The 22,320-nt window shown below is 41.2% G+C and carries 16 protein-coding genes; 6 read left to right on the top strand and 10 right to left on the bottom strand.

The genetic code is table 11. The features are described 5' to 3' along the window. Positions 1 to 100 precede the first annotated feature (100 nt). The 4 genes from N6H06_RS00820 to N6H06_RS00835 all read left to right on the top strand — a co-directional run bounded on the left by N6H06_RS00820 (position 101) and on the right by N6H06_RS00835 (position 5,470). Complete coding sequence (locus tag N6H06_RS00820) at positions 101 to 721, top strand: flavin reductase family protein (protein ID WP_062744839.1); 621 nt, start codon at positions 101 to 103, stop codon at positions 719 to 721. 215 nt (positions 722 to 936) lie between these two features. Further along, entirely contained in the window at positions 937 to 1,872 is a 936-nt protein-coding gene (gene murB / locus N6H06_RS00825) for a UDP-N-acetylmuramate dehydrogenase (RefSeq protein ID WP_404830320.1), read from the top strand. Positions 1,873 to 2,037: 165 nt separating this feature from the next. Beyond that, a complete protein-coding gene (locus tag N6H06_RS00830) occupies positions 2,038 to 3,756 on the top strand; it encodes an ABC transporter ATP-binding protein (RefSeq protein ID WP_263705424.1) in 1,719 nt (572 codons plus the stop codon). Between the two features lie 91 nt (positions 3,757 to 3,847). After that, complete coding sequence (locus tag N6H06_RS00835) at positions 3,848 to 5,470, top strand: catalase (protein WP_263705425.1); 1,623 nt, start codon at positions 3,848 to 3,850, stop codon at positions 5,468 to 5,470. A gap of 58 nt (positions 5,471 to 5,528) precedes the next feature. Here the strand turns inward: N6H06_RS00835 and N6H06_RS00840 are convergent, their stop codons facing one another. The 9 genes from N6H06_RS00840 to N6H06_RS00880 form a co-directional block, all read right to left on the bottom strand. Further along, a complete protein-coding gene (locus tag N6H06_RS00840; RefSeq protein ID WP_263705426.1) occupies positions 5,529 to 6,077 on the bottom strand; it encodes a DinB family protein in 549 nt (182 codons plus the stop codon). Positions 6,078 to 6,085: 8 nt separating this feature from the next. Next, positions 6,086 to 6,754: a 4'-phosphopantetheinyl transferase family protein gene (locus N6H06_RS23060; protein ID WP_318527483.1), complete on the bottom strand. Its 669-nt coding sequence runs from the start codon at positions 6,752 to 6,754 to the stop codon at positions 6,086 to 6,088. Positions 6,755 to 6,756: 2 nt separating this feature from the next. After that, the gene (locus N6H06_RS00850) at positions 6,757 to 7,965 is read right to left on the bottom strand and encodes a beta-ketoacyl-[acyl-carrier-protein] synthase family protein (RefSeq protein ID WP_062744844.1); all 1,209 of its coding nucleotides are present in this window, start codon (positions 7,963 to 7,965) and stop codon (positions 6,757 to 6,759) included. A gap of 329 nt (positions 7,966 to 8,294) precedes the next feature. Then, a complete protein-coding gene (locus N6H06_RS00855; RefSeq protein ID WP_263705427.1) occupies positions 8,295 to 10,436 on the bottom strand; it encodes an FtsX-like permease family protein in 2,142 nt (713 codons plus the stop codon). Continuing rightward, positions 10,430 to 11,119, bottom strand: a complete 690-nt coding sequence (locus tag N6H06_RS00860; RefSeq protein WP_062744847.1) for an ABC transporter ATP-binding protein — start codon at positions 11,117 to 11,119, stop codon at positions 10,430 to 10,432. The genes N6H06_RS00855 and N6H06_RS00860 overlap by 7 nt, the downstream gene beginning before the upstream one ends. Next, positions 11,112 to 12,365, bottom strand: a complete 1,254-nt coding sequence (locus tag N6H06_RS00865) for a class I SAM-dependent methyltransferase (protein ID WP_263705428.1) — start codon at positions 12,363 to 12,365, stop codon at positions 11,112 to 11,114. Before N6H06_RS00865 ends, N6H06_RS00860 begins: the two co-directional genes overlap by 8 nt. 84 nt (positions 12,366 to 12,449) lie before the next feature. Further along, on the bottom strand, positions 12,450 to 13,922 hold the full coding sequence (locus N6H06_RS00870) for an aminotransferase class I/II-fold pyridoxal phosphate-dependent enzyme (protein WP_263705429.1): 1,473 nt from the start codon (positions 13,920 to 13,922) through the stop codon (positions 12,450 to 12,452). Positions 13,923 to 13,939: 17 nt separating this feature from the next. Next, the gene (locus tag N6H06_RS00875; protein WP_062746519.1) at positions 13,940 to 15,184 is read right to left on the bottom strand and encodes a glycosyltransferase; all 1,245 of its coding nucleotides are present in this window, start codon (positions 15,182 to 15,184) and stop codon (positions 13,940 to 13,942) included. A gap of 311 nt (positions 15,185 to 15,495) precedes the next feature. After that, complete coding sequence (locus N6H06_RS00880; RefSeq protein WP_062744851.1) at positions 15,496 to 16,698, bottom strand: MFS transporter; 1,203 nt, start codon at positions 16,696 to 16,698, stop codon at positions 15,496 to 15,498. 436 nt (positions 16,699 to 17,134) lie between these two features. Between N6H06_RS00880 and N6H06_RS00885 the strand changes: the two genes are divergently transcribed. Beyond that, positions 17,135 to 18,808, top strand: coding sequence for a nicotinate phosphoribosyltransferase (locus N6H06_RS00885; protein ID WP_062744853.1), 1,674 nt, complete (start codon positions 17,135 to 17,137; stop codon positions 18,806 to 18,808). Positions 18,809 to 19,004: 196 nt separating this feature from the next. Continuing rightward, positions 19,005 to 20,978 carry a methyl-accepting chemotaxis protein gene (locus N6H06_RS00890; protein WP_263705430.1) on the top strand — a complete coding sequence of 658 codons (1,974 nt, stop codon included), beginning with the start codon at positions 19,005 to 19,007 and terminating at the stop codon, positions 20,976 to 20,978. 68 nt (positions 20,979 to 21,046) lie between these two features. Here N6H06_RS00890 and N6H06_RS00895 read toward each other — a convergent pair whose 3' ends face one another. Beyond that, positions 21,047 to 22,207, bottom strand: coding sequence for a GNAT family N-acetyltransferase (locus N6H06_RS00895; protein WP_263705431.1), 1,161 nt, complete (start codon positions 22,205 to 22,207; stop codon positions 21,047 to 21,049). Between the last annotated feature and the right edge of the window lie 113 nt (positions 22,208 to 22,320).

The following is a 22,320-nucleotide window of genomic DNA, read 5'->3' on the forward strand; positions in this document are numbered from 1 at the left end:
AGTATTGGCGAAAGCGGAGGAAGGTAAACGTGATCCTTTCTCTTGAACCATTCGACAAAAACAGGGACAATGAAAACAAAAGGCAAATGGAGGGGATGTCATGCGTTTACTGCGAATGGACGAACTATCAGCAAGAGACCGCTACCGCTGGATGAGCGGGGCGATTGTGCCTCGCCCGATTGCGTTGGTCACGACGGTAACGGAAAAAGGAGGCGTGGTGAATGCCGCACCATTCAGCTTTTTTACGATGCTTGCTAGCGATCCGCCACTTTTGTCCATTGCTGTGGGCAGGCGTGAGGGGCAAATGAAAGATACGGCGCGCAATGCGGTTGCCATGAAAGAAATGGTGATTCATGCCGTCAGTGAAAAAATCGTAGGCGATATGAATGAGACAGCAGCAACGCTTGGGCCAGATGAGAGTGAGCTGGAACGGACGTCTTTTCATTTGACGCCTAGTGTGACGGTCTCAGTGCCAGCAATTAAGGAAGCCCGTATTCGGTTTGAGTGTAAGCTTGAATCCCACTTGCCGACCAAAAACGATGCAGGGGATGTTTCATTTGATTTGCTTATTGCTCGTGTCTTGGCTATGCATATTGCGGAGGACGTTGTAGACACGGAGACGAATGGCATCGATATGGACGGTCTTCAACCTGTTGCCCGACTAGCGGGGCCGAACTACGCAGGGCTAGGCTTGCGTTATTCCCTTAAGCGGCCTAAATAGCTTCGGAAAAGTCTGTGAAAGTAATGAAAAACAGACGAAAATGATGTATGGTCTGTTTTTTTTTGCGCAAATCCGTCATAATGAAGGAGCCGCGATCAGTGAAAGAGGAAATGCTTCCTAAAAACAACTGACGCACGACAAATGAGGATGGCGCATATATAGCTAATGATAGGCGTCCGTCATTTTTGAAATGATTAGGTTAGAGGAAGATGATGATGAAACGATATATTGAAATATGCAAGCCTTTATGGACGTTATTGCCAGAAGGAACGATCCATGAAAATGAGCGATTATGCAAACATACGTATACGCAAATGGGCGGTGCAGCCGATTTGTTTATTACGCCTCAATCGTATGAGGAAACACAAACCGTTTTGAAGTTTGCCCATGAACATGGTGTTCCTGTTACGTTGCTCGGTAACGGTTCAAATGTAATTGTAAAAGACGGTGGCATTCGTGGAATTACATTAAGCTTAAAAAAGCTCAATACGATCACATGCACAGGAGTAGAGTTAGTCGCGCAGACAGGGGCGACGATCATTGAAGCGTCACGGAAAGCCCGTGATGCAGGGCTGACTGGGCTTGAGTTTGCTTGTGGCATTCCTGGCACGGTAGGCGGTGCGTTTTATATGAATGCCGGTGCTTATGGCGGACAGATTGCCGATGTGCTTGAAAGTGTATTGGTATTAACAGAACAAGGGGAGTTTAAAACGCTCTTGAAAGAAGAGTTTGATTTTGATTACCGTAAAAGTGTGTTTTCGGCAAAACGTTATATCGCCTTGGAGGGCACGTTCCGACTGCAAAAAGGCGACCAGGCGCAAATACAAGCAAAAATGGATGAGTTGACGATTGCAAGGGAAACGAAACAACCACTCGAATACCCATCATGCGGTAGCGTGTTTAAGCGTCCGCCTGGCATGTTTGCTGGCAAGTTGATCCAAGACAGCGGCCTCCAAGGGACACGCATCGGTGGAGCTGAAGTGTCAAAAAAACATGCTGGCTTTATTGTAAATGTGGATAATGCGACTGCTACAGAGTATATGAGCCTTGTCCGCCATGTTCAGCAAACGGTAAAAGACAAGTTTGGCGTTGAGCTGGAAACGGAAGTGATAACAATTGGTGAAGACCTCGAAGAACCTGTTAGCGATTAGTTAATAGGTTTTTCGGTGCCGTTCGTTGTGTTTGTTGACTTATAGAATGGCTGCGCTGCTAACAAGTATCAAATGTATGAACGTTTATTTTGCAATTCAAAACAGTTCTTGGTTAAATAAAAGAGGGGGTTGCCGGCCTGTTAGATCAGAAAGAAGGTTGGAGCAATGATTAAACGTTTTTTTTCCTATTATGTACCGCATAAAAAGTTGTTTTTTATTGACTTTTTCAGCGCCATTGTCGTCGCTGTTTTAGATTTGTTTTTTCCTATTGTCGTCCAATGGTTCATTAACACGCTTTTGCCACAACAAGAGTGGGACAAGGTCGTCTGGGTATCAGGGGGGCTGTTGCTCACCTATTTAATCAGCGCGTACTTACAATACAATGTCAATTTTCTTGGGCATAAGCTCGGGATCCACATTGAGACGGACATGCGCCAAGATTTGTTTGAAAGCATCCAGCGCCAATCGTTCCGTTACTTTGACAATACGAAAACAGGCCACATTATTAGCCGCATTACAAATGACCTGTTTGACATTGGCGAATTAGCGCATCATGGCCCCGAGGACTTATTTATTGCGTTAATGACGTTTGTAGGTGCTTTTGGCATTATGTTTTATGTGAACCCGGCGTTGGCTATTGTAGCGCTTGTATTTGTCCCGTTCCTGATTGCCTTGATTACTTATACCAATATAAAAATGAATCAGGCATGGTCGAAAATGTATGCGGAAATTGGCGATGTGAATGCTCGTGTAGAGGACAGCGTTTCTGGCATGCGCGTTGTCCAATCGTTTACGAACGAAGCCCATGAAGTTGAGGAGTTCCGCAAGAACAACCGTCGTTACCAAAAAGCAAAAGTAGGCGGCTACAAAGTGATGGGCTATACATCTTCAGGCATCTTTTTAGCAACGCGGCTGATGATTTTATCTGTGCTCCTTGTCGGCGCATGGCTGCTCTATAGCAATTCCCTTGATGTTGGCGAGTTTGTCCTCTTCATTCTCTACATCAACATTTTGTTTAAGCCGATTGAGAAAATTAGTGCGATTTTAGAGCTTTATCCAAAAGGGATGGCCGGTTTTAAACGTTTCACTGAAGTCCTTGATACAGAAGTAGATATTGAGGACAAGCCAGACGCTAAAGTGGCGCCTGTGCTTAATGGTGATATTGAATTTCGCAATGTCACGTTCAGTTATGAAAACAATCGGCCGGTTCTTAACGATCTCAATCTCTTTATCCCGGCTGGAAAAACGGTCGCCTTCGTTGGTCCGTCTGGCGCTGGGAAAACAACGATTAGCTCGCTCATTCCGCGCTTTTACGATGTAGACAGCGGCGCTATTGCCATTAATGGCATCGACATTCGCGACATGACGAAGAAGTCGCTGCGTTCGCAGATTGGCATTGTCCAACAAGACGTCTTTTTATTTAGCGGCACGCTGAAAGAAAACATCCGCTATGGCAAACTCGATGCAAGCGACGAAGACATTTACCGCGCCGCCAAGTTGGCGAATTTGGACGGGCTCATCGAATCGCTGCCGGAAGGCTATGAAACGCAAATTGGCCAGCGCGGCTTGAAGTTGTCTGGTGGACAAAAACAGCGGATTGCGATTGCGCGCACATTCTTAAAAAATCCGCCTATCTTGATTTTAGACGAGGCGACTTCTGCATTAGATACAGAAACAGAAGCGCTTATTCAAGAATCCTTGCAAGAGTTGGCGGCAGACCGGACAACGCTTGTTATCGCCCACCGACTAGCGACGATCCGCCATGCGGACCATATTGTCGTCGTAACGAAAGACGGCATTGCCGAGCAAGGGACTTACGAAGAGCTAGTCGCCAAAAATGGCGTGTTTGCGACTCTAAACAATGTCCAGTTGACACATGTGTAAGCAGAGGGAACAATCTCTCTGCTTTTTTTTGCATAGTTTTACGTCTATTGGAAAAGCTAGGCTGGAATAAAAGGAAGGAGTTGGCTAACCAATGGATGATTCAAAAAAGTCGCCCTCGTTTGGAACCAATGTAACGGGGCAAGGCGATGCGCTTGATCAGCGCAAAGCCGCAAATGAAAAAAACGATACATTGACAACCCGTCAAGGCCATCCCGTGAAAGACAATCAAAATGTACGCACTGTCGGCAACCGCGGGCCTATGACATTAGAGAATTACGATTTCTTGGAGAAAATTAGCCATTTCGACCGGGAGCGTATTCCGGAGCGAGTTGTCCATGCCCGCGGTGCAGGGGCACACGGCTATTTTCAATCGTATGGAAAAGTAGGAGATGAACCAATTTCTAAATACACAAGAGCAAAAGTGTTTACAAACACGGAAGTGAAAACGCCTGTATTTGTCCGGTTTTCTTCTGTTATTCATGGCATCCATTCCCCTGAAACACTTCGTGATCCCCGTGGCTTTGCGGTAAAATTTTACACAGAGGATGGCAACTGGGACTTAGTCGGCAATAACTTGAAGATTTTTTTCATTCGCGATCCGCTAAAATTCCCGGATATGGTCCATGCGTTTAAACCGGATCCAGTAACGAACCGGCAAAGCATGGAACGGTTTTTCGATTTTGTCTCGCAAAGCCCAGAGTCGACCCATATGATCACGTTTGTGTTCTCCCCGTGGGGCATTCCGGCAAACTACCGGAACATGCAAGGATCGGGCGTCCATGCGTATAAATGGGTCAACGAGGAAGGAAAAGCGATGCTTGTTAAATACCATTGGGAGCCTGTACAAGGGATTAAAAACTTGACCCAAAAAGAAGCAGAGCAAATCCAAGGAAAAAACTTCAACCATGCGACGCAAGATTTGTATGAAGCAATTGAAAAAGGCGATTACCCTGAATGGGAGCTTTATGTGCAATTGATGGAAGACGGTGAACATCCAGAGCTGGACTTTGATCCTCTTGACCCGACTAAGCTTTGGTATAAAGACCAGTTTCCTTGGCACAAAGTCGGCAAGATGGTGCTCAACAAAAACCCGGAAAATTATTTTGCGGAAGTGGAACAAGCCGCCTTTGGCACCGGCGTACTCGTCGATGGCCTTGACTTTTCCGATGACAAACTGTTGCAAGGACGCACGTTCTCCTATTCTGACACGCAGCGTTACCGCGTTGGCCCGAACTATTTGCAACTGCCAATCAATGCCCCGAAAAAACGGGTAGCGACCAACCAACGAGATGGGCAAATGACGTATCATGTCGATAGTCCTCCAGGAATCAATCCACACGTTAACTATGAGCCATCTGTACTTAACGGCTTAAAGGAAGCAGAAAAAGTCAACCCAGACCACACGCCGCACGTATCAGGCGAAGTGAAATATGAAGCGATCAGCCGCCCGAACAACTTCGGCCAAGCAGGTGAAACGTATCGCCGTTTTTCTGACTGGGAACGGGACGAACTAATTGCCAATTTAGCTAATGCCCTGGCCGACGTCGATAAAAGGATCCAAAAGCAAATGATCGAGAATGTTACAGAAGCGGACCGCGACTACGGCAAGCGTCTAGAGGAAGCGATCAAACGTGTTCAAGAAAGCGTAGACGACAAAGAAGGACATGCGGTCAAGGAAGCAGAACAAGAAGGAATGCCGTCTGATCCTTACTAAAAAAACGAACTCCAAAAAAGGAAACCGTAGGCGTCGATTCGATACCTACGGTTTTTGATCAATTGAACTTGTAATATTTTTTGCAAAGTTGAAAATGGTGATTTTCATGTATACAAAGCAAATGTATGCTTTGTATTAGATTAGGATAATCGGCGATTGGGTCTGGATAGCGAATATGGCCAGCGATTTCGTCTTTTATTTGACGGACCATGGTCTCCAATTGTTTTGTTTCGGCGTCTATGCTTGTCATTAATTGAGCGAATGACGTGTTCTTTTGGATCTCTTTTGGTGGTACTAACATACTTGGCGCTTTCATTGGCTTGTTATGCTTATTGTTATATTCCTTGTATATGTCTTTACTGTGCGTTTCATAAGGCTTGTTTTTCCTTATTGCAGCGATCGGTTTGGACAATGGCAAATACAGCTTATTTAGCTGTATAAAACGTTTGATCATTAAAAATAAATGGTAGTACGTTTCTCCAAACGACCATTTATTTTCACAGGGTCTTTTCCATTCTTCCCCTTTAAAAGGTTCCATCGCAATGGACATTTCATCTCTCTGCTTGTAAAGTGTGTGAAAATGCTTTTCCATATAACTGCTCTTCATAACGCCTCCTAGTAATGCTCTAAAGCATCAATGAGTTGTGAACAACCTAGTAAGTGTATGTTGTAATCAAAGCTTTCTTCGCTTAGGACACACCAACTATAACCTTCAATAAAACCTCGGACATAATATAAGGATTCACCATTTACTTCTAAACAATTCCTTTTGAAGTAATTGACTGTTAACGGGGTATTGAGGGTTCTCATAATATCAATTAGCCGAATCCCTTTACATTTCACATAACTTTCTTTAAACGTCCAAGTGTCCAAGAAAAAGATATTTCTTGAGTGAGGAGAAAGACTTAGTAAGTGGCTTAACTCGTTATCTGTAAAAAAAAATTGAGCCAATTCTTGATTATATTCTTTGTACGCTTCTATGTCGGCTCCTATTAACCCTTTATTGTCATACGCACACATAATCCATTCATTGCAATGAGATAGGCTAAAGTAATCCTTTAATAAAAAAGGTTTTCCGTTTTCATTATAATGTATTTTTAACGGATGTTTTATTCCCTGTTTCTTAATAAGCACATACTGTAAAAGTAAATCACTATACAGAAGGTGGAGCCTCTTCACTGGATGAGAAGCTTTATTTAAACGATTTATCGTTCGCAGCGATAGATTTATTTTAGGTGAAAATTCTATTATGGAAGCCTTAATGTTTAAAAGAAATATATCCATTTTTAATTTTGAAATGATGACAATAAGAGGGATGCATTATGACCGCCAAATGCAAAAGAATTATTTAAAATTTCCCCGCCGTTGTAGTTAGCGGTTTTTTCTAAAAGAAGATTCACATCAATGTCCTCATCCACCTCTTCACTTCGTACATTGATAGTAGGTATCAATTTTCCTCTGCTTATCATCATAGAACATAGCGCTGTTTCAATTGCTCCAGCTGCTCCTAAAGCATGTCCATGTATAGACTTAGTGGATGCGACTAAAGGGTTATGACTAAACAACGCTTTAATCGCTGCTGACTCTGTTAAATCATTTAATTTAGTTGAGGTGCCGTGAGCATTAATGTATTCTATTTCATTAGAGGCGATTTTGGCATCCATTAATGCATTCTCCATGCAGCGTGTAATACCATTCATATCGGGAGCTAGCAATGATTTAGCGTCTGAGGAACTCCCATAGCCTTTTACTTCACAATAAATGTGAACGCCTCGTTCTTTTGCATGATTAAGTTCTTCAAGAACTAGGAAAGCAGCACCTTCACTCATCACAAATCCCGATCGATCTTTCGAAAAAGGTATGCTAGCTTTATCTATAGTCTTGGAATTAGTTAAAGCTCTTAACTTTCTGAAAGCCTCAATAACTTGTGGAATGACACAAGCCTCTGTCCCACCGGCCAATATCATTTTTTGGTTCCCTTGCTGGATTTTCTTAAAGGCTTCCCCTATAGCAACGGTACCGGAAGCGCAGGCAAGAGAATAAGCGAGAGTTTCGCCTTTTATACCTAAATCAATACTTATGTTTGCAGTGATCATATTGATGAGATTTCTCGGGATAACGAGCATCGTCATTTGGTCGACGCCGGCTAATGCTGCTGCACCAAATTCATCGGCGAGGGCACGAATCCCACCGACGGAGCTTCCAACAAAAACAGATATGTTTTCACTATTCTCATCATTCATTTCAAGGTTGGCATCTTCAATAGCTTCCCTAGAAGCGATCAAGGCTAATTGGGTGCACCGGTCCATATAGCGCCTTTCTTTTGTAGACAAAGGTTCATTGAAAATGTCATCAACTTCCCCAACAAATTTTGTATTTTCATGTTTTGATGGAATAATCCCACTCTCTAGATTAAGAATGCTTTCCCAAGTACTTTCTCTTGTAATTCCATTAGGTGATACGATCCCTATTCCTGTCACTACAACTTTTTTCATAAGCATTTGCCTCCTCGTTTGTTAGGGTTAAGCCCTTAAAATGGATGTGATTGGTAAAAGTCTTTTTTACTAAAATGTGGACCAGCTTTTTTTAATGCTTCAAAGGTCGTAGCTTGTTTGGTCACGACAATGAAGACCCGTGAAACCGATACGGTACCGAGTCTCCTTGCCGGTGCTATCCGTCTAAAAAGGTTGCATAGAAATAGCGGGAATTACTAAGCAGCACAAACGAGTACTTGTTCTAACCGTTAAAGCCCTTAGTGGTATGCTACTATGAACTGTTAACTCTTTATGTCTGAAAATTCCTTGACTTATCACCGCAGTTTATGTCATTTAATGTTTTTTATTTTTGCTCTTGTTCTTATTAAGAAGAAGGTAAAAATAGCAATTACCATTCCATTACTTGCTAGTATAATCAACAGATTGTCAGTTACTTTAACAAAGTTAACAAAATCAAACATAATTTGATCAAGGAATGTTCTCACTACAATTTGTGATAAAAGATAGGATCCAATAATACATAGGACCGCAATAGGAAAAGAGAAAGCAAAATGCATTTTCATCACTTCAGCTGTTGAAAAACCTTCTAACTTTAACGTTCTAATTGATTGAATGCTGTTTTGATAACTGAATTCTAAAAGTGAGTACAACAAAGCAATTTGCAAAACAATAGCCAATGAAAGGATTAGGGTAATCTGCTTGTTTATCACTTCTAAAATATTTTCCCCAGATGTTATGATCTCGTCTCTAGTCAAAGTAGCTTCTATTCCATCATCATTAGCCTCTTCAAATGGCTCTGCGCGGGCAATGGCTGGGGTAAAATATGTCTCACTGTTAAATAGATCTCCGTCATCGGAGACTAAATAAATAGTGCTTACTGTGGTGACGTTGTTGATTTTATTGATCTTAAACGAGTAATCTTCCTGGTTCGTTACGTCTTTAAGAACCAATTCATCCCCAACGGCCTTCCCGTATTTATCAGCAAACGCTTGAGTGATGATTACATCCCCGTCTTCAAGCTCTAAATCGTATTTATAGTACGTTGAATCAGAGCCTATCACATAAACGCTCTGTGTAATTCCCTCCTGATCGTATAGGCTATACAATTCAAATTCTTCGCCATTAAACTCATCTTGATTCAATGGCTTTAAAAACAGGATTTCTTCAAAAATATTTTCGGATGCTAAATCATCCACATACTTAGTTACTGAGTCTTTTAACAAGAAAGAGAAGTTAATCAATAACCCAACAAAGAAAATCAATATCATAAACAAGGCCATTTCTTTTTTATTCCTGTTTATTCGTTTTAAACGATAACGATAAGTGAACGGAATAAAATGTATAAATTTGCTTGTCACTTTTTTGGCTGATTTGATTTTACTTTTTTTCTTTTTGGCCTTTATATAAAATTGATACACTAAAACAAAGTTTATAACCAACACGACTATTAATGAAACTATTAAACAAATAGCCAGAAGTGCCCAATCCATTTCGAGTAAGGGATAATTATAAATACGGCTATTCATTTGCATGATGGTTTCAATGGAAAAGAATCCAAGTGTACAGCCAATGATCCAGGCGATTAATAGTGTTAAATTTGTTTCAGTTGTGTAATGTTTGAAAATGGTTCGCTTACTAAAACCCAACTTATTAAAGATTTCCAAGTTGTTTGTTTCTTTTTTTGACATTTCAAAGTGATAAACACTTAAGAGGACACCTACTATTAGATATAGCAAGAACGTCAGAAGCAGGGCAAGATCTCTCGGTGCTTCCGCATCCCCTATGACTTGTTGTATTCTAGTATTGTTTTGAGAATCATTTAGATAGATTGGTTCAACTATCTCTGAAACTTCTTCTACACTGAGGTCGCTCTTATAAGCATAGTAGGACGAGAACTCGTTCCCAAAAAGAGTATTAAATGTTTTTTCGTTAACAAATGCAATGCCAAAAACTTCTGAATTGGCCTGTAAAACAAGGTCGCTGTTTTTGGTTGTAATGTAATCTGGAGAAATGGCCGTTCCAACAATGTTTAAAGTTTCACCATCAAGATTTAATTCATCATTAATAGCTAAGTCATTAGAAGTTAAAAAGTTACTGTCGATCAATATTTCATTAACACCCTGAACATCTTGACCATCTGTAACTTGGTGCTTGTTGATTTTTTCCCTCTCTTGAAATATACGTATGGTGGTGCCGTCTTGTCGTATCTCACCGTATTTAATTTCTTCATAATCAATGTTCTTAAGTGTTTTAGGCGCCTCAATAGTAATAAATGTCCCGTCCTCCACATTGTAATCACTATTAAAGTTTTCAACTGACTGGAGAACACTGCTAGTGCCTACAAAGAAACTTACAAAAATACTTGTTGTAGCAAAAACGACAAGAAATATCACTAACAATTTTAGCTTATAAGTATTCAACCTTCTGCCGATTCGTTTTTGAAGCTTTTTCTTTGTATTGTTATTTACCATTCTAAACTCTCCACCAATGTAACTTCTGTTTGTACTTCATCGTTTATCTTTTGGCCATCATGAATGGTAATGACGCGATTAGAGATCTTTGTAATTTGCTCATTATGGGTTATAAGAACAATCGTAGTTTGATGGCTTTGTTGTAGGTTTTGCAGTACTGTCAAGACTTCCCTAGATGACTTACCATCAAGTGCTCCAGTAGGTTCATCACAAAATAGGATCTTAGATTCTTTTACAAGGGCTCTTAGTATAGCCGCTTTTTGTTGTTGTCCTCCAGAACATTGATGGGGGAATAAATTTATAGCTTTGCGAATGTCCCATTCATCAATAAAGCTTTCAATTTCTTTATTCAATGGATGTTCTAAATAAATATTTTCATGCAAAGTTAGGTCGTCTATTAAATTATATTCTTGAAAAACAAAAGCAATATCATTGCGTCTAAAATCATTTACTTCTTTTTTAGTAAGTTTACAAACATCGCGATTGTTTACCTCTATGTCTCCTGATGTAACGCTTTCTAGCCCAGACAAACATTTAAGCATTGTTGTCTTACCGGATCCCGATTTTCCTATTATTGTACAAAACTCGCCTTTCCTTATATCAAGATTAATGCCCTTTAGCACCTTTAATTCGTTTTGCTTATTTGCGTTATAAATCTTCGTGATGTTTCTAGCCTTAATCATTCGAACCTCCATTTTTATGGTTAATTGTAATAAAATACGAATAATACGTATCGTCTGCTGGGACAATTTCACTTACTTTGAAGCCATGAGAATCTAATAGGTCGAGGAAAGGATTCCATTGTTCAGCTTGGGCAAAATCAGTAAGCATATTATTTAATAGAACTTCGGCTTGAAGAATGCTATTGCAAATATCATATTTATAACGGGAAAGCAAGTTCCATTTTTTGTTATGCTTTGCAATCAATTCTTGATACATTTCGAAGTCAGGATAATACTGACATATTACTATCGAGCCGTTTTTATCAAGGATTTCTTTTAGTTTCTTAAATAAGTCCTCCTTTTCCTCTTGATTGAGATAAAATAGCATATAACTCATATTGATCATGTCAAATTTTGTATTGAAAGTAAGGTTCTTTATGTCATCGTTATATAACTCCACGTTGTTTCTATCTTTATATTTATGTAGGAGCTTCTCGAAAACTTCTTGCTGCCTTTCAACTCCAACGATTTTGATGTCATTGGAATCTAAATGAATATCAATATAATTACCATTTCCGCACCCGATATCTAAAAAAGAGGTAATTTGTTTTTTTGATATAAATGATACATAATTGTTTTTTGTATAAATATTAAAAGCTAATTCTCCAAGATTAGTGTAAAAGTTTTCGGAAAAACTAGGGGATACTTGTTGACACAAATCTAATCCATTAATTTCTTGCAGATAGGTAAGCACTTCTTTTATATATACAAATTCTGTTTTTCTCATTAGCTTGCCAAGTGAAGTATGTTCCTTCTGCGTAATGGCATTTTCAATGAAATGATAATCATAAAAAAGTGTAGTTACCTCCTTATTGTAATCTCCATTAACTAAGTTGATTAATTGATTTTTATTTATTTCATCCACTATGTATTTCTTATTAAGAGAGTAAGTTTCTCCATTTTGAGAAATCATCTCCAATTGAATGCCCAAGTCCATAAATGAGTTAAATATGTTGTGGTTATAGCAATCGCTTTTTGTTATTTCTTTTACATCAATAAAATTTTTGTATACTTGGCTCAAAAAAATAAATCTTATGTAGTTTTTCACTTTAGAGAATAAAAGTAATTGAAATAAAGGGGTATCTCTTACGCCTACTATTTTAGACAGCTTCACTAAAAGGTTTATACGGAAGGATCTCTCCGGTACTTTATGCCGTTTAGCCGAGAAATATGATTCATGTTTATTTAGTAACACATCGTACTGCACAACGGTACCCTCCTTATGACCGATGATGAATCATTAACAGGAAGCAGGGCGCTTCCTGTCTTGGATTTTCGTTTTTATATTAATTTATAGTTTACTAGCAATTCTGTTATCAATTAAAATACTCAAGTTTTCTTTAATCGTTTCTAATGTGATCTGGAGTTCTTCTTTAGTATGTGCGGCTGAAATAAAAAATCGAAGTCTAGCCTCATTCTCTTTAACTGCAGGATAAACAATAGGCATTGCATTAATTCCATTTCTGAATAAAACTTCTGAAAATTCAAGGGCCTTCTCAGAGTTTCCCGTAATTAATGGGATAACTGGAGTGTCATAACTTTCCCCAGTATTTACGCCTAATTTCTTTAGTCCTTCCAGAAAATAAGTATGGTTATCGGTCAATTTTTGAAATAACGCATCTCCTGTTTCGCATAAAGTTAATGAGGCTAAAGCTGCAGCAGCATTGGCTGGAGTCATTCCTACGCTAAAAATAAATCCTGGCGAATTATATCGTAGGTATGTTATAAAGTCCTTACTGCCGGCGATATAGCCGCCGCAACTATTCAATGACTTACTTAGTGTACCCATTAATATATCTACAGATTTAGGATTAACGCCGAAGTAGCTTGTAACACCCCGTCCATTTTTACCGATAGTCCCAATTGAATGAGCCTCGTCTACCATGAGAATTGCATTGTATTTTTCTTTAAGGTTAATGAGCTCTGGTAATTTACAGATGTCACCATCCATGCTGTAAACACCCTCTACAACGATTAACACTCTACGAAATTTTTGCCTTAATTTCTGTAACTCGTTTTCTAAATGCCCCATATCATTATGTTTAAAGGGTTTTCGTTTTGCTTTAGACAGTATAGCTCCTTGAATAATACTATTATGGGCTAAGGCATCGTGTAGAATCAGATCTTCTTCATTCATAATGTTTCCAATGATATTTACATTTGTACTGTGCCCCCCCACTTGAATAATCGCATCTTCTGAACCTAAAAAATGGGAAATTTTTTGCTCGAGTTCTTGATGGATTTTAATTTCCCCACTAAGTAATCTACTCCCAGAAACACTTGTTCCAAAGCGACTTATCGCTTCTATAACCGATTGATTAATAAAGTCAGAGCCGTTAATACCTAGATAATTGTAAGTAGAATAATTAATTTTTTCTTCCCCTTCTATAATGATTCTGTTAGACGCTATCCCATCATTCTTTCTAAAATATGGAACATGTTCTCTGGCATTTAAATATTGATGGAATTCTATAACTTCGGGCAAGCTGTCTAATAAAGATGGAGGCTTATTGTCAAGGCCTAGTTCTGTAGAAACCAATGAAAGAATGGTTCCGACTGTTACATCTTCTTGTTGAAATATGTTTTCTAGATCGGCCTCTTTTATTTCAGGAAAATCATTCACTACTAACCGATAAAAATCCATGGCCATCATGGAGTCCAGCCCAAGGTCATTTACTAATGAATCAGTTAGTGATATGTCAAGTAGATCATATCCTGTTATTTCAGCTAAATGATTAATGATAACGTCGTATACTTTATCCATAGTCGACCTCCAATGGTTTATTTATTTGGGGCAAAATGATCTACTAGAAACTTAGCAGCGTTTGCTGGACCGTCTACATGTTCCATAAGTTCTTTCATTTTCTTTGCTTTAATCTTCATTTCTTTACTGTTTAGGGTAGACTCTATTAATTGGCTTAACCTCTTAGTCGTAATGTCTCTTTTTGTAAGTTCTAGGGCGTTTCCAAAAAGTACGCAATCATGTATATTAGACTTTTGTTCTTGCTGGAGTCCAAGTCCTAAAAAGGGCTTTCCTGATAAACAAGCTGTTTGAACCGTGCCTTCACCACCATGGATAATCGATAAATCTATGATGTTTCCCAACTTATGGGCGGGAAGATAGTCGCTTATGTGAATGTTCCCATCATTTGAAAAATCGTTTGCGCTAGACGCTAATGTTTTTTTCATTGGACAGAGGACGACTACAGGCAAATGCTTTAGTAAGTTTAAGATCTTTATAAGGATATCTTTACTTCCAGAGCTTCCCATCGCAAAATATATGATCGGCTGACTTGTCTTAATATTCTTTACAAATGAGGGCATAGGAGTATCTAATTTAGCGTAAACTGGCCCAATGTATTGATAATGGAGGGGGAGATCATATATACCGCTAATTTCTGGAATTGTTGTGATTAAATTATAATCGGCATCTAGTGCATCTATCGTATACTTAGGGAGACTGACTCCTTCCTCTTTTGCTATTTGAGAAAAAGACTTTGGTTTGTAAGTAATGTTTAAAGCAATTTTTTTATAAAGGTTTAAAATCGTTTTTTTGGGCACTAGAAAATTATTTAATATGGCGGGTATTTTATGATGTCCTTTTAAAAAGTGTGTTCTTGTGTACGCCAAAGGCTTAATATATACGATAGGGATTTCACAAGCTCTTGCTGAAATAAAAATACTAAGAGTCGTTCCAATAACAACAACTGTAGGGCGAAATTCATTGAAGATTTTTTTCTCGCTGTTAACCCGTTTTCTCAGCATGCTATATGTAAAAGGATGTTTTATACCTTTCATCTGATCAACTTTCATGATTTGCTCAATGTGTTTTTCTGTTAAGTGGGGCTCTAGATGAAAAAATTCAAAGTTTGCTTCTTCGATGAGGTAAGCATATTTTGTTGAATAACCTATAAATATGCAGCGGAAATACGCAGAACATTTCTTGGCAACTTCTATTGATCTAGTGGTTTCAGCTAAGTTAAAAGTTTCTGGAGCAAAAAGAATGGTTTTCTTTATTATCCTCACCTTTTTCTCGTTAAATTTTCCCAATAGATTAAAATTAGTATACAAAACCAATTACCATAAAGCAAGTATTATTTTCAATTTTTTGTATTTGTTATGTAAAAAAAGTAATATAATTGTGTAAATATAATCGATCTTATAGTCTCTCTATGCCAACTTCTGAAATTAATTATAAGAGTGAGCGCTATTATGCAATATTAGCGTTTATTTTAATTACAAATTTACTAGTCCCATTCTAAACTGGATTGTCTATAGGCAAAGCAAAAGCCGGTTAAATGCACTAACCGGCTTTCTAAACAGCTTCGCCCTTTGGCCTAAGAGGCTTCGTCGCTTTTACTCGGTTCGTTCTTGTCTCGCCGCAAAAGTGGCATTGTAATCGCTAAAGCGAGAAGCGAGATAATTCCTGCCAATGTGAAAATGTGAGCGATGCCGATATGTTCAGCAACAAAGCCTGCGCCGTACGGGCCAATAAAAATGCCGATCGCATAGACAGATTGGTAGAAACCCATAACGGACGTTTTTAAAGAAGGCTGTGGGAGTGAAGCAATTTGTGAGAGCAACAGCGGCAACACTACACCGATTGTCAAGCCAATGACGCCGTGCAACAGACTGATCGTTGCCAGTGTTGTAGCAAACGGCATACAAAAAAAAGTGAAACAAGCGACAATGAGAGAAAGCACAATCAACCGGATTTCATTGCGCTTTGAAACATTAAAAAAAGCAACTCCTAAAGATGCAGCGGCATGTGGAATAAAGAAAGCAGCCATCAGCCAAATAAGCTGCCCTTCACGAACGCCGTGGGCATTTGCATAAACAGGCGTGAACCCAAAAATCGAAATAAACAACAGAGCGTGCGCAAATAGCGATACAAACGTTAATGGCAGCAGATGTTTGATTGACAGCACTGCCTTGACTTGTTTCCCTAAACGTTGAGAGCCATGATTCTCTGCTTCTTGCGGCACTTCCTTAATAAAAAGGGCAAGTAAGAGTCCGATTCCTGCCGCGACGATCCCGACCCAAAACGGAATGCTCCAGCCAAATTGTTCAACGAGAATGCCGGCCGTTACCATGCTGAGAAATTGCGGCATGACCGTCAAAAATTGCAACGTTCCCATTGCTCGACCAGATTGACCTGGACCAAAATAGTCGGCGTACATAATCGTCGCCATCACCCACATGGCAGCAGTAACGCCTGCTAGCAAACGTCCTGTCAAAACCCATGCAAACGAAGTCGACGATAGTAAAATGATTCCGCTTAGGATAGCGACTACAAAGCCGCCTACATAAAAATGCTTGCGCAAATGTCGCAATGAATCAAGCAAGACGCCAAGTGGAAAACGGAGCAACACTTGCGTAATGCCGTAACTGCCGAGAATAATCCCAATCGCTGCATACGTAAAGGGAATTTGTTCTAAATAAAGGCTAAATATTGGCACATAGCTGTAAGTGCATAGCCAAAAACAGAAAACAGACGCCAAAAAGACGAGATGGTGTCTCCGTTTCAATGCAATAGACACAGGCATTCCTCCTTGCTTTCATCCATCATCTTACCATCTTTTGGCGTTTTGTGGCTGTCCTTTTATTTTAACGTACTTCCTATAGAAGTCTCCCTCTCAAAGGGAAGGCCAAGTTCCCAACATTCAAAAGGAAACGCTATAAACAAAGCGACACAACGAATGTCGTCAATGGGAATATTCAGTTATTGGGTGGTCATATCAAATGACCTAATGAAAGACAACTCTTGGAACAAGAGGGTTCGTTTGCTTCATTTCCAGCTACCAAAAGGGGCGATTACCCAAGAAGCCCCCACTTCAAGCGACCTGCAAAGGTGATAAGTGGTGGGTAGTTCACGAAACCTGGTTGGAGACTCGATTTGAAATCATCACGTGACAGCGTTATACTGGCAATGACTACGGAATCAGAGAGGTTCCCGTGACAAAAGGAGAAGCACCGATGCCACAAGCGAAAACCATATTTGATTACATTAAGCCGACCGACTATCGTTTTGTACATATATGCAGGCGCTGTGACCAGCCGCAATTTTCAAATGAACGAGAGTCAGCAGAAGCATGCGTTCGCTGTGGAAATCACTCGTTCCACGTTGTTCCTTATTACAACCCAGCGCAAGATTATGGTTTAGATGTTGACTATTATGCGATCACAATGATGTATGCGCTGTGGAAAGAAGGGTTGCACAAAACGCAAGTTGTTTACGATGATTTTTACCGAAAAGCGCCGTTTGTAAAAGGCGTAGGCGATTTTAGCGGCGAGCTTGGCGGTTACGTTGCTTTCGGCGGCCTTGGGCACTTAATTGAAACGATGAACAACCTCCATTTCACGGAGGCTGATCTCGATTATTTGCGCCAGCAACCAGAAGGATTTGAAGAAGCGTTTCTTGAAGATTTGCGCAAATTGCGCTTTAGTGGTGATATGTATGCAGTCGAAGAAGGCAACCTTGTGTTCCCGAATACACCCCTTATCCGTTTAGAAGCACCGATATGGGAGTGCATTTGGATTGAGGCGATGCTTTTAAACATTATCAACGCTGAGTCTCTTGTGTTGACTAAGGGATCACGCATTAAAACCATTGCCGGAAAAGACGGCTTGCTTGAAATGGGAAAACGCCGGGCGCAAGGGCGAGACGCTAGTGTATATGGCGCCAAAATGGCTTACATTGCGGGCTTCAATGCGACAAGCAACGTGAAAGCAGGCAAACAGTTTTCGATGCCGATTACAGGAACACAAGCCCATGTATATATTATGTTTCATCCATCAGAGCTAGAGGCGTTTCTCGCTTATGCCAACGTGTTTCCTCAAAAGACGATTCCCCTGCTCGACACGACGGATACGTTAAACAGCGGTTTGCCTCATGCGATTACGACTGCACGCAAGCTACAAGAAAAAGGCTTTGAGATGACGGCAGTGCGCCTAGATAGCGGCGACTTGGCGTATTTGTCGAAAAAAGTGCGCAAACGCCTCGATGAAGAAGGGCTTGAGCATGTAAAAATCGCGGCGACCAATGACTTGGATGAATACACCATCGCTTCTTTAAAACAGCAAGGAGCACAAATTGACATTTGGGGCGTAGGCACAAAATTTATTACCGCTTACGATAACCCAGCCTTAGGAGGCGTCCATAAAATTGTAGCTCGACGGCCTCTGCCCCAAGAGTTGCAAGCGGGCACCTACAACGAGGATGACTGGATTCCGCTTATTAAAATATCAGAGAGCATCGAAAAAATTCTTAATCCAGGCCGCAAAAAAGTGTATCGATTATTCGGCCCAGACGGAATGGCAAAAGGGGACTACATTTGCTTAGCCCATGAAAGCCTGGATGGCCAATCAGAAATTGTCTTAAAACATCCGACCAATCCGTTGAAAGCGAAGAAAATCCGCGATTTTGAGGCAGTTGAGCTCCATAAGCAAATTTTTAAGCAAGGCAAATGCGTGTACGATGTCCCGACATTAGAAGAAGTGCGGGCCTACCATCAGCGCCAAAAGAACACGTTTTGGGAAGAGTATTTGCGCTTAGAAGTTCCCGAAGTGTATCCGGTTTCCCTTTCTGACGAACTAAGAAGCATGAAAGAACGACTGATTGAAGAAAAAAGGCAACATGATGATGTGTAACAACAGCAACACGTTTTAGGTGAAGAGGGGAATATGCAAACATCCCAGAGCCGTACCTTTGGTGCGGCTTTTTTTGTTTTCTTTTCAGGTCAGAGTGCCCAATTACAGAAAAGATTGTCAAATTTTCTACAAATCTCTTTACTTTGCTCGCTTTTTGCCGATGTAAAAGAAAAGGACGTAAAAGGCGAGGGGAAAGATGATCGGAAAAAAGACGCTTAACTTAAAATGGAAACTCTTTTTGGCTTTTGGCCTTTTTCTACTAATACCAAGCTTAGTCATCGGGTTGTTTTCTTATGCGAGCACGAGAGACAATGTCGAAGAAACGATGCTTGAGCAAGCAAGCCATACGACAGCCAATGTCCATGCATCGCTGCAACAATTTATGGAGCTGCAAACAGATAGCGTCCATTACGCTGGCCGTACGATCAATGTAAAGGAACTCTCAGAGGAACAACTTGAGCAGCGCCTTGTTGATTTAACGAACATTAACGAGAATATTTTAGAAGTCTATTTAGTTGGACAGACAGGCGAAGCGGTTGCCTATAACAGCTCAACTGGATTTGGCTCAGAAGAAGAGCTCCAAGAATCATCATGGTTTAAACAGGCGAATGCCAGGCAAGTCGAGGTGTCGATTAGTGAACCGATTTTGACAGTCGAAGGGGAAGAGGAGCACGTCGAGGTCATTATGGGGACGTTAACTGCTGACTCTACGAACGTTCTTGGTATTCGCATTAGCCTGAAAGAGCTGACGGATCAAGTCAATGCTGCAAAAATCGGCAGTACAGGCTATATGTATTTAGCCGACCAATTTGGACGGATTGTCACACATCCGAATAAGGAAACAGGTGAATTTTTGCCGGTTAACTTAATGCAGCAATTTGAAGATGAAAGCGGGCAATTCCAGTCTGATGAAGACGGCGTTGTGCGGGAGCTGAATTATAATAAAATTAGCTCAACCGACTGGGTGTTAGTTGGGACAATGTTGCCGAATGAGGCAAGCCAAACGGTTCAACCAATCTTGCAGACGATGCTGATTGTCATTGCAGCGACATTGGTGGGCGGGTGTGTCATCATTTACTTTGTCGTCCGTTCCGTCGTTGCTCCCCTTTCCGGATTGGCTAAAATGGCAAACGTGATCAAAAGCGGCAATTTAGGTGCGAAGTACGAAGGAAAGGCACTTGCCAATGACGAAATTGGCGCCCTAGCTGAGGCGTTTGACGATATGCGGAATTCACTTATTCTGACAGTAAGCCATATTCAAGATAAAGCGACTTATTTGGCTTCTTCCTCTGAAGAATTGCAAGCGAGCACCGAGCAAAATATGCAGGCAACTGAGCAAATCACACTCGCAGTCCAAGAGGTCTCTTCTGGGGTTGACGCCCAATCGTCCAGCATGGAACAGGGGCGGAAAGCAACCACTTCTGTGTCACAGGGCATTTCCGGTATTGTCATGTCTGCATCTAGCGTGCAAACAGCCGTTGACCAAGCGGCTGCGATTGTGGATAGCGGACAGAAAGGCGTGGAACGCAGCGTTTCGCAAATGAATGCCATTGATGCCCATGTATCTGAGCTTGCTGGCACGATTGAGTCGCTGGAACAACAAGCGAAAACAATTGGCCAAGTGATTCGCTTAATTTCCGATATTTCCGAGCAAACGAACTTGCTCGCTTTAAACGCTTCGATTGAAGCTGCACGAGCTGGCGAGCATGGCCGCGGTTTCGCAGTCGTTGCCGATGAAGTCAGGAAGCTAGCAGAACAGACAAACGAAGCTGCCCAAAACGTGCAGGAGCAAATTCGCGACATTCAAACAGGGACGATGAGTGCTGGAAAAGCGATGCAAGCAGGCAAAGGCGAAGTGGCAAAAGGGGTCGAAGTCATTCAAGATGCAGGTGCTTCCTTTACGGCTATCCAGTCAAACATGGATGAAGTGCGTGAAAAAATAAATCAAGTCACAAACGAAGCGAAACAAATGGCTTTTCAAACTGAACAGTTTATGCTTTCGTATGACGATATTTCGCAAGCAGCTGAAACAACGTCTGCTCATGTCCAAAACGTATCAGCAGCAACTGAAGAGCAGCTTGCTTCAATGGAAGAAATTTTAAGTTCGACCACAAACTTGTCGGCGTTGGCTGAAGAACTGGAAGAAATGATTCAGCGATTTAAATGGTAACGACAACAGGGGTTGCCCCAAAAGCGCTTTGCAGCGATCTTTTGAGACAACCCCTGTTTTTAAGTTGCTTAAAAGAAGTCGACAAGAGCTGGCTGCTCTCCGGGAATAAGGCGAAAAAAATCTTGTAATGCTTTTTCGTCGCCGCGGATGAAGCCGGCATTCTTGAAAAAAGTAGGACGTTTATAGCCGAGCATGAGCGCTGTCAGTGTTTGGATGTCCGTTTCGAATATTGGCTTATCTCCGCCAACGGTTGTCGGTTGTGCTTTTCCATTTTTAACTGAGAACGCAAACAATCGATTGTTCCACTCCGCGACTGGGTCACTAATATGGAACACAAAGTCGCCTTGCTCTCCGGCAAGAAACGGGTAAGCTTGGAAGAACTCAGCGACATCAACAATGCGGGCCATAAAGTATGGAATTGTCTCTGCTCTTGTTTTTGCGTCTGGCAGAAAATACGACAAGCCTTCTGCTGCTGGCACAGTCAACTCAGCCGTGTCAGCCATGGAATCGTGCTGGCCGATAAAGGCAAACAAAGCAGTTAAGTCTTCTTGGTTGCCAAAGATCAGTTCCGCTGTTGCAAAATTCCGTTTTTGAATCGTATACATCATATAAGCGCTCGGCTCTCCGCTTGCGTCCATGTACAAAACGGCTTTCTTTGTTTTGTGCGCTCCGTTTTGTAGATGCTCCCACCATTGCGCATCGCGGACGAGCATTCCATGGGAGAGGTGCTTCTCGTAGACGGTACGAATTCTCGAATCAAATGGGTCGACCCGTTCTAGCTTGCCGGCAGCAATTGGCAAGGGCTTCGGCAGTTGTTTGGCATTTAGTCTATAGGTTGTCTCCTCACAAAGAATTTCCCAGCCGAATTTGCGGTAAAAGCTCACCGAAAATGGCGCTAAATACGACAATAAGTGGCCTTCTGCACGCATCGTTTGCAATGTGTGGCCAAGCAGTTGGCGCACATGGCCTTTGCGCCGTTGTTCAGGATAGGAAGCAACGCCGGCAAGGCCACCCATTGGCATCGTTTTTCCGTGGATGTGGACAGCTAAAGGCAAAAGTGCTAGTTTTGAGATGAGCTGGCCATTTTCAGTGGCGCCGATGTTAATTGATCTCTCCCATGCTTTTTGGGCACGTTGGCGGTGGTCATCAGGGTTGTCAACTTGAAAAGCGTAGCAGCTAAGCTGAAAAGCTTGCTCGAAATCTTTGTCAGTTAGTCTATGAATCGTCATAGTAGCATCCCCCCAGGTTTTGCAGGCTATGTTTAAGTTTAGCACGGCAGACGAAGAATGAAAGCGAAAAAATATGATACAATACGATGAAAGAACTTAATCATAATGGGGTG

It is taken from the genome of Shouchella tritolerans, from assembly GCF_025770735.1.
GTDB classification, from domain to species: domain Bacteria; phylum Bacillota; class Bacilli; order Bacillales; family Bacillaceae_D; genus Shouchella; species Shouchella tritolerans.